Source organism: Streptomyces sp. NPDC004610, assembly GCF_040609715.1.
Taxonomy (GTDB): domain Bacteria; phylum Actinomycetota; class Actinomycetes; order Streptomycetales; family Streptomycetaceae; genus Streptomyces.
Genome location: NZ_JBEXLA010000090.1, coordinates 1 through 2,023 on the forward strand (window position 1 = coordinate 1; position 2,023 = coordinate 2,023).

Below are 2,023 nucleotides of genomic sequence, written 5' to 3' on the forward strand. Positions count from 1 at the left end.
ACCCGCTACGACAAGACCGCCGAGTCCTACCAGGCAGCCGTCACCCTCGCATCGCTCCTGATGTGGGCGTGACAATTGAAGACAACTCCTAGGGCTTGTAGGGCATCGACGTCATGACCGTGAACGGCGGGGTGCGACTGCTGTCATACCTGATGCGCGTGTCGATGCCATTCACGTCGGACCCCTTGGCATTCAGGCCGCCCTGCTTGTAACCGGACAGCGGATCGTTGGGGTCCGTCGGCTGCTTGCTCACGCTGCGGCCACTGGTCTCGCCGTTGGGCGCCGTCGAGTAGAACGGCTCGACGTCGCCGTCAGCCGGTGGGGGCGGGCCCTTGATCCACGAATCGATGGCGGCCTTGTTCTGGTTGAGGTTGTACTCGGAAGCTCCTATAGATCGTCAAGCGGCTTGCTTGACCTGTTCAGTGGTGATGCGGGGACGGGGTAGGTGCCGGTAGACCTCGCGGGCGACGAACCGTTTCAGGCAGCGGATGATGTCCTTCTTGGTCATGCCTTCGGCGGTGCGCCGGGCGACGTACTCCCGTGTTCGCTGGTCGTAGCGCATCCGGACCAGGACGATGGTGTGGAGGGCTTTGTTGGCCTGGCGGTCGCCGCCGCGGTTGAGGCGGTGCCGGTTCGTGCGGCCCGAGGAGGCCGGGATCGGGGCGGCTCCGCAGAGGTGGGCGAAGGACGCTTCCGACTTCAGGCGGTCGGGGTTGTCGCCCGCGCTGGTCAGCAGTTGGCCTGCGGTCTCCGGGCCGATGCCGGGAAGTACGACGAGCCGTGGGGCGGCCTGGGTGACCAGCGGGCCGATCTCCTTGTCCGCATCCGTGATCTCCTTGCAGAGCAGCTGGTAACGACGGGCGAGCCGCCGTAGCGTGACCCTGGCCGCGCAAGCCGGATCGGCGAGATCGCCGGCCGGACGGGACCGGGCCAGGGTGTCGATCAGCCCGCCGGTGGCCAGGCCACGCAGCTTCTCGCGCATCGCGGCGGGTGCAGTGACGATCAGGGTGCGAATCTGGTTGATGGTCTGGGTGCGAGCCTTGACCGCTGAGCCGCGGGCCACTCGCAGGGTGCGGATGGCCTCCACGATCCCGTTGCGGGTCTTTGGTGTCCCGGTGGCGCGGCCGGACAGTACGGCGGTCGCGGCCGCGTAGGCGTCGACTGGATCGGACTTGCCGTTGTCCCGCCTGGCTTTGCGGTCGGGCCGGTCGACCTCGACGATGGTGACGCCGTTCGCGGTCAGGAGGCGAGCGATCTCGGCCCCGTAGGTGCCGGTGCCTTCCAGACCGACGGCGAGGAGTTCGCCGTGGGACCGTAGCCACTCCAGCAGTCGCTGATAGCCGTTGGGGGTGGTCTCGAACGACTCGGTGGCCAGATGCCGGCCGATCGTGTCGATCACTGCGGCCTGGTGGGCATCGGTGTGGGTGTCGATGCCACCGATGACCGTTATCTCGTCTGCTGCCATGCTGGAGCCTGCTGTCCTTCTGTACGACGCATGAGGGATGGCACGCGCCGGTCGGGCAGACGGACGAGACAGTGATGGGACCTTTGGCCGGGCTCCTATGAAGTCACAGATGCCCGACCGGCCACGCGCACGGTGGCTCCGCCCAGCAGGCCGACGCTTCCAATCACGGACAGTCGAAACGCCAGTCAGTTCTTGAGTCAGACCCTCGGGCGGAGCCACAGCAATCATCACTGTCAGTTCTCTGACCTGCGGTTTCTTCTTTCTGGTGACCTTGGGATCGGCGGAAATCGGGTGCCGGTGGTCTATGCATCGTCATGCGTAGGTCTGGCGTACCGTTTCCGTGACGAATTTCAGGCTGGGCTCCGGCTGCAACCACAACATCGGTGCTCCGGAGTCCCTGCCGAACCCGGAACGGTTCGCTTCCCTCCTCTGTGCGTGTGCGTGTCTCCTGGAGAGTGGCACCCGGGGGGGGTGCCCCTATGGGTTTGGTCAAGGTGATGGGGCAGGTTGGGGATCGTAGTAGGTGCCGTCTCGGAGCATGGCGAAGAGGACGTCGGC

General features: G+C 65.9%; 2 protein-coding genes. Both read right to left on the bottom strand.

From position 1 onward, the window contains the following. Positions 1-88: 88 nt before the first annotated feature. Positions 89-253 (bottom strand): hypothetical protein, encoded by a 165-nt coding sequence (locus tag ABZX40_RS41475; RefSeq protein WP_355751411.1) that lies wholly within the window; start codon positions 251-253, stop codon positions 89-91. 144 nt (positions 254-397) lie between these two features. Beyond that, a complete protein-coding gene (locus tag ABZX40_RS41480) occupies positions 398-1,465 on the bottom strand; it encodes an IS110 family transposase (RefSeq protein ID WP_355751414.1) in 1,068 nt (355 codons plus the stop codon). Positions 1,466-2,023: the final 558 nt, after the last annotated feature.

What these genes read in the sequence shown, in the direction of transcription:
- ABZX40_RS41480 (WP_355751414.1), bottom strand. Translation starts at nt 1,465, where the DNA reads ATGGCAGCAGACGAGATAACGGTCATCGGTGGCATCGACACCCACACC.